Source organism: Desulfosarcina widdelii, from assembly GCF_009688965.1.
Classification (GTDB): Bacteria; Desulfobacterota; Desulfobacteria; order Desulfobacterales; family Desulfosarcinaceae; genus Desulfosarcina; species Desulfosarcina widdelii.
In genome coordinates, this window is the sequence record NZ_AP021875.1 from 2,058,705 (window position 1) to 2,072,644 (window position 13,940).

General features: G+C 45.1%; 11 protein-coding genes. 2 read left to right on the top strand and 9 right to left on the bottom strand.

The features are described 5' to 3' along the window. Positions 1 to 67: 67 nt before the first annotated feature. From GN111_RS09660 to GN111_RS09695, 8 genes are all read right to left on the bottom strand, one after another. Entirely contained in the window at positions 68 to 1,261 is a 1,194-nt protein-coding gene (locus GN111_RS09660; protein ID WP_170302203.1) for an endonuclease/exonuclease/phosphatase family protein, read from the bottom strand. A gap of 1,390 nt (positions 1,262 to 2,651) precedes the next feature. Further along, complete coding sequence (locus GN111_RS09665; protein WP_155303565.1) at positions 2,652 to 3,779, bottom strand: zinc ribbon domain-containing protein; 1,128 nt, start codon at positions 3,777 to 3,779, stop codon at positions 2,652 to 2,654. 679 nt (positions 3,780 to 4,458) lie between these two features. Then, positions 4,459 to 5,799 carry a restriction endonuclease subunit S gene (locus tag GN111_RS09670; RefSeq protein ID WP_155303566.1) on the bottom strand — a complete coding sequence of 447 codons (1,341 nt, stop codon included), beginning with the start codon at positions 5,797 to 5,799 and terminating at the stop codon, positions 4,459 to 4,461. Further along, complete coding sequence (locus GN111_RS09675) at positions 5,796 to 7,382, bottom strand: class I SAM-dependent DNA methyltransferase (RefSeq protein ID WP_176603285.1); 1,587 nt, start codon at positions 7,380 to 7,382, stop codon at positions 5,796 to 5,798. Before GN111_RS09675 ends, GN111_RS09670 begins: the two co-directional genes overlap by 4 nt. A 38-nt stretch (positions 7,383 to 7,420) precedes the next feature. Continuing rightward, positions 7,421 to 9,808 (bottom strand): EcoAI/FtnUII family type I restriction enzme subunit R, encoded by a 2,388-nt coding sequence (gene hsdR / locus GN111_RS09680; protein WP_155303567.1) that lies wholly within the window; start codon positions 9,806 to 9,808, stop codon positions 7,421 to 7,423. A 169-nt stretch (positions 9,809 to 9,977) separates the two neighbouring features. After that, positions 9,978 to 10,226, bottom strand: a complete 249-nt coding sequence (locus GN111_RS09685) for a DUF2188 domain-containing protein (protein WP_155303568.1) — start codon at positions 10,224 to 10,226, stop codon at positions 9,978 to 9,980. A gap of 32 nt (positions 10,227 to 10,258) precedes the next feature. Then, positions 10,259 to 11,335: a helix-turn-helix domain-containing protein gene (locus tag GN111_RS09690; RefSeq protein ID WP_155303569.1), complete on the bottom strand. Its 1,077-nt coding sequence runs from the start codon at positions 11,333 to 11,335 to the stop codon at positions 10,259 to 10,261. Beyond that, positions 11,319 to 11,990, bottom strand: a complete 672-nt coding sequence (locus GN111_RS09695) for a hypothetical protein (RefSeq protein ID WP_155303570.1) — start codon at positions 11,988 to 11,990, stop codon at positions 11,319 to 11,321. Before GN111_RS09695 ends, GN111_RS09690 begins: the two co-directional genes overlap by 17 nt. A gap of 643 nt (positions 11,991 to 12,633) precedes the next feature. On the opposite strand from GN111_RS09695, the gene GN111_RS09700 reads away from it, so the two are divergent. Both GN111_RS09700 and GN111_RS09705 read left to right on the top strand, forming a co-directional pair. Further along, a complete protein-coding gene (locus GN111_RS09700) occupies positions 12,634 to 12,924 on the top strand; it encodes a hypothetical protein (RefSeq protein ID WP_155303571.1) in 291 nt (96 codons plus the stop codon). An 80-nt stretch (positions 12,925 to 13,004) separates the two neighbouring features. Continuing rightward, complete coding sequence (locus GN111_RS09705; RefSeq protein ID WP_231715706.1) at positions 13,005 to 13,550, top strand: JAB domain-containing protein; 546 nt, start codon at positions 13,005 to 13,007, stop codon at positions 13,548 to 13,550. Positions 13,551 to 13,558: 8 nt separating this feature from the next. Here the strand turns inward: GN111_RS09705 and GN111_RS09710 are convergent, their stop codons facing one another. Further along, positions 13,559 to 13,744: a hypothetical protein gene (locus GN111_RS09710; RefSeq protein WP_155303573.1), complete on the bottom strand. Its 186-nt coding sequence runs from the start codon at positions 13,742 to 13,744 to the stop codon at positions 13,559 to 13,561. Positions 13,745 to 13,940: the final 196 nt, after the last annotated feature.

Here is a 13,940-nt window from a genome sequence, read left to right on the forward strand (position 1 = left end):
TGAACCGAGCTTTGCCTTGTCTTTGCCTCAGCAGAGGTGAGTTCGGCTCTGAAGGAGCCGCAAACCGTTAGTACCTCGGTTTCACCCGGGGAACTCTATGCTTTTGGGAAAATTTCATTTTGGCAACCACGCCGGCATGGTCGGAAGGCCACAAACCGTTGGGAGTCATGTCTTTACCATCGTCACCAACTACGATGGATTTTACCTTCTCGATTTTATAGCCATTTGGTCCAACAAAAATATGATCAATCCGCGTAGTTAACTCAGCAGTAGGGTCACTTACATATTCATCGAATCCGCTGGTGTATCCGTCATCATATTTTTTCTGTAGCAGCCAGGAATCCAGGTACCCGGCTTCAACAGCCTGCATGTAGGGTGGAACATAGTCCAGCCCCTCATATGAGCCTGATTCATCGTCTGGAGAACTGTTGAAGTCACCAACCATGATGACCTGTTTTGGACCCCAAAAAGGTAGATAGCCGATTGTTCCTAACAATTCCTGCATCTGCAAATTCTGAAAGTATCTAAAAACACTACCCGGTACACTTCTAATTTCAAGGTGGGTATTCACAAAGCGGAATGCCTCTCCTTTAATATTCAAATCAACTACAAGGTAACCACGTGTGAATGCAACCGGTGTTCCGCCGACGTCTAATCCAAGTTGAGCCGCGTAGTTACCTTTCACAACAAGCTGTGATGCCAATGGTCTCTTTACCAAGATCATATCGTGGTCTACCAACCTTACATCAGAAAGTCCGGTTTTTGATTGCATATCCACCATTGGCAATTCGATGTCTGCATTGGTTACGGCATATGCGTCATAATACAAACCTCGTGCTTCCAGAGCGTCATTTAGTACCGTATAGAAATCGATGAAGACGTCTGTTGCCTGAGTTGGATTATCTGAGAAAGAATCACCAGGCGTCTGTGTGTAGTATGTCGAGGCCTCTTGTATGCCAATAGCATCAGGTTTGGTCTTGAGAACCTCATCGGCAAGGGCTTCGGCTCGATCATAAAAATTGGTGTCCTGTACTGTTTCAAATACCGCTGCAACAACGTATGGTATTGAACTAGGATTCGTCTGTGCAGCCTCTACAACCCTAAAAATATCAGCGCCCAAATATAGATTTCTGGTCATCACCTTTACTTGGGTTTTGTGGTTGCCGCCTTTTTTAGCAATTGCCGAAGAAAGAGGACAAATTAGGCCAGCGACCACAAACCAAATCAGCATTAATTTTAATTTATGTAATGAATTCAACATAATGACATCCTCCTTTGGCATACATTTTGAGAAGTCAAACACCGCCGATAGAACTAAGCAAAAGCTGCTTGGACAAATCAAACGAAGCAAGGCTTCACTATGGAAATTAGGCGTTTTGAAGAAGACAGTCTAAAAAGATGGAATGAAAATTTTTACCACGGCTTCAAAAAAAATTGCAATGCCAAAGATGTCAATTGTATGTGAGCATTGGTCTCCCTAATGAATAATCAAGTAGGATGGTGTCCCAACAGTCTTTTTTCATCATCTGACCCCATTGAATTGGCAAATATGAATCGGCGGTTATCAAACCTGAAAGCATGGGGTCAAGCAAGCATTTTTTCGATCCGACCGCGTCGCCTGGGTAAGACTTGAGTGCGGCCTGCCGCCCCGCACGACCGCTGAAAATCAGAAAGCCATAACTTTGATCGACAAATAGGTTGACCGGTATTGTTCGACAACAAGCCGGACCTGGGGAATCCTGGGGTTTTTTTGCATTTCCAACCCAAAAAAGTCACAAGCTTGACTCCGAAAGCTTTGTAGCGAAACCGGCCAGGTTGGAAGTATGGTTGGAATCCAATATTTACAGGCATTAAAAAAAGGCACTTAAAATTACTTGTAAGCGCCTTATTTTATTCATGGTAGCGGGGGCAGGATTCGAACCTACGACCTTCGGGTTATGAGCCTCTTTGATAGTAAATTCAATAAGTTAATATAAATGCTGTATTGACGGGCTTTCCCTTAGATTCCCAATTGTTAAAATTATTAAGTGCTACGAGTACTTCCTTTCAATAATCGCAATAGCCGCAATCATAGAAAATCAAAGTGTCCCAAATCCGTCACAGGTTCTATCGATGTCTTCCGTGGGATTGACGCCTAAAAATATTGTCAAATTGCACCATCCTCAGACATCAAGTCGCAGTGTGTACCACCAGCACCCCGCTCCCCCCTATGACGATCTGCCCTTCTGTCACGATATGCCAACCAGGTCAGTTCCCATACCCTGTCCGGATCTTGATGTACGATCGGTGTGGCCCTGCCTTCGCGCACGTTTTTACCACCGTGCCAGATTGTAATGACAGCAACACGGTTTTCCATCCAGGTAAATGGATGCGTTGGTCTTTCATCAATCAAAAAACCCCTGTAAATTCATCGAAAAATGGTTCTATTTAGAGGTTAAGGCCTAATCCACTTAAGGGAATCACATAAAGTGCGTATACAATAACATTACGTATCTCGCGGATATCATTGGAACGTGTTCCACAAGTATGGACCTCTTTTTGCCATGACAACGATACCAGATTAGCCTACAACGAACTGTTCAATTATGACAAATATAAAAGTATCGTGAAATAAAAGTTACAAGCTTTTCTATACTATAGGATCGTAACTTTTAAGTAGGAGGTGGAACCAACTGATTGTATAACTGTACCCAGTTTACTCTAATGTTATGATGGAGATATAATTTTATTTCTTTTACAAAGTCATGGTCATCTTGACTTAATAAATATAATAAATATTGATAATCTTTGTACTGTTTTGAATTTATATTTAAGCAGCCATATCTTAGCAAGTCCTGAATTTTGTTTTCACAACCACAACGTAAACAATAGCCTTCAATTATTCCATCTTCTTCATCAGCATCAATAACTTCTTTATGTGATTGAACCATACAAATTGGACATCTAATTTGTGACTCATGACATCTAGAAATAAATTTTCTTAAATTTTCTAGGATGTTAATATCAATTTCTTTCAAGAAATACAATGGTATTCCACAATGTGCACAATGTTTATTATTCTTATCATTTGATAGTTTGCATTCAGGGCATCGAATGTTAATCAGTTCACCGCATCTGGAACAAAAATTTTCATTTATTTCTAAAGGCTTTTTACATTTAGGACATTTCCCCTCCTGAATATAGCCGAATTCCTCAAAAATTAGACTTGTCGAATAGAAAATATATTTTGCTTCCAATGAAGAAACGAATTCATCTTTCTTGGAGTCAAGATGAGTGCATTTATTTCGAATAATAATATACAGTTTAAAATCGATTGTTTTTGTTATTATTGGGTCAATATTTAAGTAATATTTAACATGTTTGAACAAATTTAACTTGCTATAACAGAATGAATATGTCATTTGCCCTAAAGTATATTTTTCAACATCATCGCGATTAACTCTCTCCTCTTGTTGTTTTTCAAATTCAAAGAATAAATCCTTTACAGAGTCTTCTGCTTTGGTCTTTATTTCATTATAGATATTCTTTATTAAATGTTCTAATATAGAACCACATGTTCTAATTGATTCTTCATAGTGACCTTCTGCAAGGTTTCTCTTCGCTCTTTGAATCTCTTTCGAATATAGCTCAGAACTCATTTCATCACCATTGCTTGTAATAACTTCCATTAAAAATAATATTGTGGCGGAATCACAGTTGTAGAACCACGAATCAATATCGTCAGTATGAACAAAAATTTTATTTTTAGTATAATGACTTGTTTCCTTGGCTGAAGCCATGGAAATGAGTCATTTTTATCCCGGCCACCGCATCACTTCATCAATAACCGGCTCCGAACGGGCAGGGTAAAATGATCGTACCCAAACCATCCCCGCCTCCTACCTCGCTCCCCCTACCCTCTTCGAACTCTCTCACTGTTGCAGCAGCCACCCATGCATCCCGCATATCTTTGGGACCAGGCGAACAGGCAGAAAAATCGCCATCTATGCGGACATCCGTGTTGCCTTGAAGTAGTGTATAAGAGGCGGTAGGAAACACCTCATGAATCGTAGCAAGTCCCTCAAGGGCTCCATATAGACTGAAACCAAGCTGCATCCATTCCGGGGCTTCATCCTTCAGGGGTGTCCACTGGGGGTTGGCGATTCGATGTGCGCTAATGACGACTTCACAGTGCCGGCCGTTTCCCTTTTGGGTAGTTCGCTCTTCCCATTGTCTTCGGTTGCCGCTCCAATACCACTTTCGAGGTGATACCAGCGGCATTCGTGGAGCATCGATACCAACAACGACTTGGCCGGATCCAGATAATCGCTGCACCAAACCGATAGTATCTGCCTCAGCGTTTGGAAACCAGCCGGATTCGACTAAGGAGCCGGCATTGTCGAGGACAGCATAGCAGCAGTTCCGGCGGATTTGGATGTCGAAGCCAAGATACATATTACACAAAAGAAGATGCAGATATCACAATTCACCTTTGAAAGCCTTATCGAGGATACTTGGGAGCATAGCATCCAGTTCAACAGCTGATTTGGCTTGGAGGATTTTCAGCGCATCTATCTTGTTTTGGAGTTCATCAAGAGCATCGACAATACGTTGTTGCTCTTCTATTGGAGGAAAAGGAATGACGAATTGCCGAATAAAGGTCAGATTTAGATTTCCTTGAGAAAACCCTCTACCAAGTGTTCGCTCTTTTGATGCTCGTGCTCCATAAGGCGAGTTTAGCCAGTGTACCAAAAACTTGCGATTTATAAATGAATTTAGTGGCTTTATTAGGCATAAACTGACATAAATTGCAAAATCAATACTCCTATCAATCAACGCAGTTTCACCTATACCTGCCCCAACCCGGGTCATTAATATATCCCCAAGTTCGGGTTTTACTTTCGCCACATAACTCTCATAATCATCCTGGGAGACGTATCGGTGTACTTCAGGAATAAATTTATAGGGTTTCACATTCTGGGCAGACAGAAAAATTCGTCCATTGTCGGTATACATCGGCGTTTGATGAGTGCCATCTGTCACCGAATGGCAGATGTTTTCTAATCTAATCCATGTGCTTTGAGGGGGTAAAATAAAAGGAATTTCTTCATCACAAATGGTAGGCAGATGAGGTGGTTTCCTTATTACCTTACTATCTACTAATGTCTGTTTTTCTTGTTTTAGTTGCTCTATTGTATCTCTGACAGGCGTATCATTAGGGGAACTAAATTTTCGGGTTTCAAAAATTGTTCTAAAAGCGGCGACCCTAAAATTATCAATCGTTTGTCTGGTATTACCTCGTAATTCTTTTGCTTCTTCCACCTTCCCAGCCAGCCGTTCTATTTTTGCGACTATGCGACGTTGTTCAGATAGAGGAGGGAGAGGAATCTCATAAGCAAGAACTTGTTGTGGCCTGATTGCTGCGTAGTTAGTTGACCCCTGGGCTTTGACCTGGTCTCGAAAAAATGGGGTCCTAACATAACAATCGAGAAAACCGCCCTCTATCTTGTCAGGATTCAAACTATAGAGAAAATAATGGCTACTGACTATAGCCTCATCAAGTTCAGGTGGCACGATTCCAAACCCACCAACTTTCGCATCTATTTCAGCCACTAGTAGTTCACCAGCACGACAAACTTGTTGCTTTTTGGTCTTTATTGTCAAGCCTTCAACTTCGTCACGAAGCACTATTCCCTTCGCATGCAACTGAACACGGCAGCGCTTGTATTTTTCTGTGTCGTCAATCTCAACAAACTCTTTTCTATGCTTTACTACTTGGCCGAGATTGATTATTGGCCATCCATTTTCGGTATGGCTCATTGGCATTCCTTCCCAAGTTCTGTTCTGAGTTCCTCCATAATCTTGATAATGCGATGTTCCTTTTCCAAGATGTTAGCCGCAAGTTTATCTGGAGGGAGGTGTTCTAAAGCCTCGGCGCTGTTAGGGTTTTTCTGGTCCAGATTACAAGAGAAAAGATTACCATCGGTATCGTATTTCAGAACATCACCGGCATCAACACTCCATGCATGGTCGTTCTCTTCACGGCTGTCTTTTTTGAACCAGGTGATACAATTGACGAATTCCTCGAATTGCATGGGTTTGGTTTTGGTATAGTTTTTTCGGCCCTCTGGTAGGGGGATTTCGTAATACCAGATGGTCTCAGTCAGGCCGGATCGGTCAAAAAACAACAGGTTGGTGGGGATACCGGTATAAGGTGCAAACACCCCGTTCGGTAGCCTCACGATGGTATGTAGATTGAACTCTTTTAGCAGATTCTCTTTAATGCGAGCGCAGACACCATCACCAAACAACGTACCGTTTGGCACAACGACAGCTGCACGCCCTGGCTTACCATTGTTTCTTTCCGGTCGTTTGAGCAGGCGCATGTGGAGTTGAAGAAAAAGAAGCGCTGTTTCAGATGTTTGAAGGTCATCGGGAAAATTGGATTTTATGCCGGTCTCTTCCTCACCGCCAAACGGAGGATTGGTCAGGATGACATCAACACGGTCCTTATCACCGATTTCCTGAACCTTGACGTTGAGGGAATTGTCGTAGGTGATGTAGGGATATTCCAAGCCATGAAGCAGCAGGTTCATCTGACACAGCATATAGGGCAAGGGTTTGGCCTCCTGGCCATAGATAGACCGCTCGTGAAGGATGTGCCTGTCCTTTACACTATGGCATTGCTTACCGAGATGGGTGTATGCCTCCACCAGAAAGCCGCCGGTACCGCAAGCAGGGTCCAGGACGCTTTCTCCAAGTTTGGGGTCGCTGACCGCCACCATAAACTGAACCACCGGTCGCGGTGTATAGAACTCACCACTATCCCCGGCCGCATCACGCATTTCCCGTAGCATCGTTTCATACAAGTGGCTGAGGGTATGGATTTCCTCCGACGAGTTGAAATGAATGCCGTTGACCTTATTAATCACATCGCGAAGCAGGTAGCCGCTAACCATACGGTTTTGGACACCCTGGAATACATTGGCGATAACATCCCGGCGGTTGCGCCCATTTGATGAATGAAGCGAGCGCAGATAAGCGAGAAGCCCGATTCCTTTCTTGCCATCGGGCCGCATAGCCTCATCCTGATTTACAAAACGGATCAGATCGTCGCCTGTAAAACCGTCCTCTGGAGCAGCCCAATCCCGCCAGCGGTATGGTTTTTCAATGTCCGGTTTGTATTTATCACCAGACAGCTGGGCTTCTTGCTCCCGGAGTTGCTCCATGTCATCCAGAAACTTGAGAAACATTATCCAGGTGAAAAGGGGTAGACGGTCCAGGTCGCCATTCAACCCTTTGTCCTTACGCATGATGTCTCTGGCGGATTTAATGAGTGAACCGAGTTGTTGTGCTGTGGTCAGTGGTTGGGGGGCTTTCTTCGCTTTTCGTCCTCTTGGCATTCTCTGGTGTCGCTCCTGGCTCAATCAGCGGCTATTCTTTATGCCGCGTACAGTTCCTGTTGAAGTTCGTTTACGGCATCCCTTAATATTTCCGGTCCGCCAAACAGTTGGATGATTTCACCCACATTGCCTCTGTCAGAAATGGGAGGCCCCTTCAATACATCAGGAAGGGTGAACTCGGCAATGCCGTATTCGGTGTATTTGTTGAGCAGGTCTTCAAGCACTTCACGGGCTTTCGGTGCGTATTTGTCAAAAAAATCTTTCCGGTCCTTGCGCAATCGGTCCGCTCTCTCCCGCCGTGTTCGAAGCGGGGCGTTGAACGCCACATGACACAGCAGGTCAAACGGGTCCGCTTCGGGTTGTTTGGTCTGTCTCATCAGTTCATCGAACTCAATTCCTTTTTCAGCCAAGCCCTCAATGATTTCTTTTCTATCCACCGGATTCGCCCACTTCTGGCGCAGCTCTGCAGCAGTAGGATAGACGTTCCTGACCTTGTCTGCCGTGTAATCCGTGTATTTTACAACACGCAACTGCTTACCATCGGCATCGAGTTCATAGACGAGTTGAGCGGCAATTTCGACGGAACCATCGTCCACATAAAACTTTCTACGATAACCCTCTCCCGGCGGATCGGCTATCCGCGGCTGGTCATCAATAATGCCCGTTTCCATCTCCATTGAATCCGAGGGCTTTTCAGGCTGGACAACCTCGATTTCCGTGGTCTCTCCCTTTTCATCAATGGTTTCCTCCTTGACCCAAACAGGGTCGCCATCGAAGTCAGGGTCAGCAAAATGTCTGGTTGCGCTGCCGGTATAATCCAGAATGTTGAAATAGTATTTACCATAATCGTCACGGACACGCGTGCCTCGGCCGATGATTTGCTTGAATTCCGTCATCGAGCCAACCACGCGAACCAAGGCGACATTCTTGACCATCGGAGCGTCCACACCCGTTGTAAGCAATTTAGATGACGTCAGAATGACTGGTGTGGGCTTTTCCAACTCCTGAAAACGGCTCAAGTGTCCTCGGCCAATCTTGCCTTCGTCAGATGTCACGCGGCATACATAATCGGGATAATCCTTCACCAAATCAGCATTCAGATTGTTCAGCGCCCGGCGCATTTCATCAGCGTGTTCTTGGTCAACGCAAAACACCAAAGTTTTCCCCAAGCGGTCGCCAGTCTTTTTCATAAAATCGGCAAGATGTTTGGCGATGGCCTCCGTACGTACCCGTAGAGCAACGATTTTCTCAAAATCCTTGGTATGGTATTCCTCATCTGGAATCTCACGACCATAGCGGTCCAACTCGCCTTTACTGGGCCTCCAACCGGCAGCATCGACGGTGGAAACAACCCGATGAACTCGGTAAGGAGCCAGAAACCCGTCATCTATACCATCCCGCAGGCTGTAAGTATAAATCGGATTGCCAAAGTATTTGTACGTGTCGCGATTATCCTGGCGCAGCGGTGTGGCGGTCATGCCCAGTTGGTGGGCCGGTTCAAAGTATTCGAGGATTTCACGCCAGTTACTTTCATCGCTAGCGCTGCCACGGTGGCACTCATCTACGATAATCAAGTCGAAAAAATCAGTCCCGAATTCACGATACAACCCCGGTCGGCGTTCATCTCTTGCCAGCGACTGATACAGAGCAAAATACATCTCACGGCTTTTCACAAACTGGCCGTTTTCTATTTTATGTCGAGCCTCGCCAAATGGAGTGAAGGTTTTATCCTTAGGGTCGTCAACGAGGACGCTCCTATCCGCAAGATAGAGAATTTTAGGACGCTTGTATTCACCCAAACGGTTCCAGCGGCTTGACCATAGTTTCCAGCAGATCTGAAAGGCGACCAGTGTTTTGCCTGTCCCGGTCGCCATGGTGATGAGAACGCGCTTCTTGCCCTGGACAATCGCTTGAACGACGCGATTGATGGCTATCTCCTGATAATAACGAGGCCTACGTTTGGCCTCCAGATAAGAAGCGGTCAATAGTCGCGTAGTTTGCTCTTCAGTAAGTCCCTGGCTGGCTTTCTGGCGATTCCATAGGTCCGATGGTCTTGGGAAAGCACCCAGTTTGGTTTCTTTGCCTGTCAGGAAATCAATCTCGATTATTTCGGTGCCGTTGGTGGCATAGGCGAAGTTGAGCCCAAGGATTTGCGCGTATTCCTTGGCCTGTTGCAGACCGTCGCCGGCCGATTTGTAATTCGCTTTGGCTTCAACGACGGCTATGGGAAAATCACGGGTGTACCGGAGCAGATAGTCGGCACGTTTCTGTTTTCCCCTACGGATTTTACCACCGGATACGATAATGCGGCCATCGGTGAAAGTGCGCTGCTCCGTAAACGAATGGGGTTCAGAGTCCCATCCAGCATTAATCAATTTTGGCAGAATGAATTTGCGGCAAGTATCGGCTTCTGTGAGGCCAGTCATTACAACCCCCCTATCCCCTTTCGCAAAACACAAAACACCAGGGTTCAAAATCACATCACTATTTATGGGTTGAACTGGAATTGTCTAAAGATTCGATACGTTACCAAACTATCTCGTTACAATCAAATTTAAAACACAGTTTGGTTGACTCTGATATAAGAACTCGTCCTTAATGTTCAGTATCTTTCGGCGGATATGGGTCATTTCCCGGAGCAATGGTGTCTTTGCTTCGGATTTTTCCATTAATCCCCTTTACAGTAAGTTCCCCTCCACCACTGGTTTTCAACATACCCTTTGCCTTACCAATGGCCTCTTTCTGTGTTGAATGGACGCTCGAAGCTCTTTCTGAATCATTGCGCTTGTTGACCCATTTTCCGTCGTTTCTCTTGTAAATAGTACGGTCTCTACCTTTGCTCACTGTTTTTCTCCAATTATTTTGAAGTTATGGATTCAAACACCATAGAGCAATTCTGCCAAATCTTTATTGTTAAAACTTAAAGCGTCTGCAATCTTCTCAATGGAAAGACCATTTTCAGAAAGCAGGTTCACCGCCTTGTTGATTAATTGCGGATTCTCGACCGGAGGTTCCGCTGGTTCTTTTTTACGCATATTTTGTTTATTCATATTCATGAAAGCACGCCTGTAGGTTGCCTCAGAGATGCAGCCAATCTTTTTCGCACGATGTAATAACGCCGCTATGGAGACCTTCCACCGCTTTTTCAACTCAATAAAGTGCCCCCAATCTCCCCAGTTCATTCGGCGTGGACATTCAGGGAGAAAAGAATCGAGCGGCAATAAAAAAGCACTGGCGAAGGCGTCCGCCTGTCGTTCAAGCTCTTTATTCCCTGGAATCACATCAGCATGCATTAACAAATGCCCCAACTCATGGGCCAAATCAAACCGACTGCGGCTTGAAGAACCTTTGTCCGAGCTAAGAAAAATGCAAGGGCGGCCTGAATTCCAAAGAGAAAACGCATCAAGTCGTTCAGAATGGCCAGGAATCAGAAAAATGAGCGCTCCATGGCTTTCAAGCAGATCCACCATATTTTTGATAGGTCCTTTGCCGAGTTTCCACTTCTCCCTAACAGTTGTTGCATATAGTTCGATTTCATTAAATTTTTGAAGGTGCTTTTTTACAGCGATGTTTGAAATATCTTCAGATGGAAACTCAACATGTTCTTCAAGAAATTGTACCAACTCGATTAATAAAGTTCCTGCTGCAAGGACTCTATGCCTTTCTTGTTGAGAAGAAGTTCTAAGGCTTCTGAAATGACAAATATCAGTCGGTATCGGCTTAGCATCGCTTACCTTATGCTTAAAAAAATCAACTGGCACTCCAAGAGTCCAGCTGATTTTAACCAGTGTTTCTTTGTTTGGCCGAACGCGTCCGCTTTCAAATTGAGTGACTGCGCTCGGTGTGATTTCCAGCTTTTCAGCAAGCTCTTTTTTCTGGAGCCCTCTGAATTCCCGAGCAAGGGTTAATTTTGCCGGACTGAATTGGTTAAGTGTGCTATAAATCGCCCCCATTTGTTTTTTCCTCTTTCTTTCTCGGCTTCAAGCGAACAGTCGCAGGTTCAATAGGTGCTTCTTCAGGGAGTTCTTGAGTTGAGGATGTAAAAAGATCCAGATTGTCTGTTTTCCACAATAATTCAGAATGTCCCCAATTCATGATTCGTCCGTTTTCCTCATGTATCGGTACACATAGATAAATTGAACAGACACCATCATTGGGATTCCCGATATGGGCCAGTACAATGTTTAATTCATCAATGCCTCGACATGTACTGGGGCCATCATTTTCGAAGCCGGGTAAAACCATCTGTATAAAATTAGACCGCGCCAATTGTCCTGCGGCCCGATTGTTGTTGGGAAATGATGTAGCGATATCCTGTCCTGGATCAGTTCCAACTCTATGGCAGGCAAGAATACATGAACCAATTTTCAACCTGAAGTCAGGTCGTTCTCGAATCAGCTCTATCGGAGATTCTTCTGGTTCAGCGGTAGCTTTTAGCTCGTGGACACAAAACCAATACAGATCATGTCCAAAAGTGCTGTTATTGCTTCCCGTCGCTGTATCGTAAGCATCTATAGCGGTGTCATATGCTTTTTGAACAGCATTAATAAAAAGGTTTCGGATTTCATCTGGAATTTCATTCCTCAGCCGTTGAGCAAAATCTTTCATTGTTTCTCCATCAATACTGAGTTGAAGCAAATCTGCATTAATGGCAGATTAATAGCAGACAAAATGCGCAATTTCAAGACATAAATTAAGTGAAATGTAATTTTATCGGTTAATATTTAATCATAAACAAAACTTTTGGGTTACCGAATTGGACAGCGCTGTCCAGAATTAATGGTCACCGGTAAGGGTATCGTGGTCGGACTGAATTTTCGGCCCATATCTATCGTGACAACCTCCCAGTATATGTGGGAGAAGCTATTCCGCCATTTTTTCTTTATAGCCGCCACCACCCCTTTCCCATAGCCCACATCGTCCAACCGTCCAATACGCCTTCATTGTCCAGTCCTTAAACAGCAATCCGTTCCATCTGAAGCACCCGTCCATCCAGGGGCTCACGGCCGGCATATAGCGGCGATTATTTAAAGGGTAAATTTATCAAGAAAATGGTGAGTATCTGATGATGAATTGGATAGTTACGCCGTTTTTCAGGCCAAAATAGTGTAACCTGCGAAATCGATTTGGGAGTTTTATCGGCAGGAATAGCGCCGAGAAAACCGTAGCTCAGCCAATCATGAACCGTATCAGGGGCGGCTTGTCATTGCGACAGGTCGCCTTTTCCATTTCAAAACCAAAGGAGACCGTCATGTCAAGAATCGTAGAGCTCTGCCAACTCGTTGCCCGTGCCATTAACCACGACACTTGGGACATCCCTAAAATAAGCGACGGTGATCGGTGGCGGAATATCGAGAATCCCAACTTGGTTGAAAATCCCAACCGTGTCAATGGTCATGACTTTTTCGAGGATGCCATTTTCCGCGCCAAACGAATCATGGAAAGACGGGGATGGAAGACGGAACTCACCGACACCCAGGAGCAGTGTCACGAGCACCTGATTTACCAGCATTTTCGGTTGAGGTGCTGGAAAAATTCATAACCAAACTGAAACAAGCATTGAGGGCAGTTGCTGTTATTTTCCACCAGCGGCTGTTTTTTTTATTGAAAGGAGGCCCATCGTTGAAACAGCTATCCGTCAAACCCTACGTGCAGCGGGACCTCTTCCCCGCATCATCCGACCCGCCAGTCAGCCGATCCATTTCCGTTTACCGCGTATCCCTGGTCAAAGACGAATCCGTATCCTTTGGGAACGTTCGGCTTGCCAATTCCCAAGAGGCCCAGGCTTTGATTCAGAACCTAATTCTGACCAAAGGACAGCCCGATAGAGAGCAGTTCGTCGTGACCTTGCTCAATTCCAAGAATGAAATAATCGGACTGAATATCGTGTCCGTGGGAGGCCTTTCCTCGGCCCCCGTTCATCCTCGCGAAGTCCTGAAGCCCGCTATCCTGGCCAATGCCGCAGCAATGGTTCTGGCCCACAACCATCCTTCCAACGATCTCGAACCATCACCCGATGACATCAACGTTACCAAAAAAATTATCCGGGCGGCCGAAATCGTCGGCATCCAGGTCCACGAACACCTGATCATCAGCATGGAGGACGACCGCTACTACAGCTTTGCCGATCAAGGCATCATCGCCCGGATGTATGCCGATCTTGCCTGATCCCGCCTCTAATATCGACCGCGCAGATTATACGGATCATTAGTATCCACAAGTCTCGTGGTAAATTCTCTACCCGTTCGCTCAATCTTCGGTATCACATCGTTACTATCCAGCCTTGGGCGTTCGTTGAGCACCCCGCCTTGATAGAGCTTGGGTTTCATTCCCTTCGGCCACTTCTTTTTACGTTTTCCCATTTTTCATTCCCCCTTGTGCTTCTGTTCATTTGCAGGACTGGAGCCTGGTAGACTGTACTGAATGGTCGGCCAGCGCTCCTACCTATCCAAAGGTCAGATAAACGGGAGGGGTATTAAGTCCTGTGTGGTGCGTACCATGGTTAAAAGAACAATCCTTCTAATCCAAACTCATAGTTCTTTAAAAAAGCTGTGGCAA

Bases quoted from the DNA above. Each gene is read 5' to 3' on its own strand.
- GN111_RS09710 (WP_155303573.1), bottom strand. From the start codon at position 13,744: ATGGGAAAACGTAAAAAGAAGTGGCCGAAGGGAATGAAACCCAAGCTC.
- GN111_RS09665 (WP_155303565.1), bottom strand. From the start codon at position 3,779: ATGGCTTCAGCCAAGGAAACAAGTCATTATACTAAAAATAAAATTTTT.
- GN111_RS09660 (WP_170302203.1), bottom strand. From the start codon at position 1,261: ATGTTGAATTCATTACATAAATTAAAATTAATGCTGATTTGGTTTGTG.
- GN111_RS09690 (WP_155303569.1), bottom strand. From the start codon at position 11,335: ATGGGGGCGATTTATAGCACACTTAACCAATTCAGTCCGGCAAAATTA.
- hsdR (WP_155303567.1), bottom strand. From the start codon at position 9,808: ATGACTGGCCTCACAGAAGCCGATACTTGCCGCAAATTCATTCTGCCA.
- GN111_RS09700 (WP_155303571.1), top strand. From the start codon at position 12,634: ATGTCAAGAATCGTAGAGCTCTGCCAACTCGTTGCCCGTGCCATTAAC.
- GN111_RS09675 (WP_176603285.1), bottom strand. From the start codon at position 7,382: ATGCCAAGAGGACGAAAAGCGAAGAAAGCCCCCCAACCACTGACCACA.
- GN111_RS09670 (WP_155303566.1), bottom strand. From the start codon at position 5,799: ATGAGCCATACCGAAAATGGATGGCCAATAATCAATCTCGGCCAAGTA.
- GN111_RS09695 (WP_155303570.1), bottom strand. From the start codon at position 11,990: ATGAAAGATTTTGCTCAACGGCTGAGGAATGAAATTCCAGATGAAATC.